Raw genomic sequence first — 519 nt, 5'->3', positions numbered from 1 at the left:
CCGCCGGCTCGCGTCGCGCAGAGCGCCGCGCGCCAGTTCCTCGACGCCGGCGGCGTCCACCGCAGCGGCTGGCAGTCTCACGCGGTGCGCGTGCACCGGCAGCTGGTGGAGCGCTGGTTGAGCCCGGGCGGCAGCGCCGACCTGCTGGCGGCCTGCCTGTTCGTCGCCGCCCTCGAACCGGCGCGCTGAGGAAGGCCCTCCGGGTGCGCGACTACGCCATCGTCTGCCCCGGCCAGGGCACGCAGTCGCCCGACATGTTCGACTTGGTGGCCGCGCACCCGCGCGGCCTCGCGGTGCTGCAGGACTTCGGCGCGGCGCTCGGCCGCGACCTGGTGGCCGAGGCGCAGGCCGGCACCGGCCTGCACGCGAACGCCTGGGCGCAACCGGCGCTGGTGGCGCTGGCCCGCGCCAGCTGGGAGATCCTGGCGCCCGAGCTGCCGGCGGCGCCCGCGGCATTCGCCGGCTACAGCGTGGGCGAGGTGTCGGCCTGGAGTTGCGCCGGCGCCTGGGACGTGGCGG

The 519-nt window shown here is 77.6% G+C and carries 1 protein-coding gene and 1 pseudogene; both read left to right on the top strand.

Going from position 1 to position 519, the window contains the following annotated elements; all coding sequences use genetic code 11:
* A partial coding sequence (locus Y694_RS22205; protein ID WP_036236922.1) for a triphosphoribosyl-dephospho-CoA synthase occupies nucleotides 1–189 on the top strand: 189 nt, incomplete at its 5' end.
* Between the two features lie 14 nt (nucleotides 190–203).
* A pseudogene (locus Y694_RS22200) lies at nucleotides 204–519 on the top strand (ACP S-malonyltransferase); the annotation flags it as partial.

Origin of the sequence: Methylibium sp. T29-B (genome assembly GCF_000576225.1) — a bacterium.
In the GTDB taxonomy this organism is placed as follows: Bacteria; Pseudomonadota; Gammaproteobacteria; order Burkholderiales; family Burkholderiaceae_C; genus Methylibium; species Methylibium petroleiphilum.
Note: the sequence above shows the minus strand (reverse complement) of the source record. Positions and strands in the feature narration are given on the sequence as shown.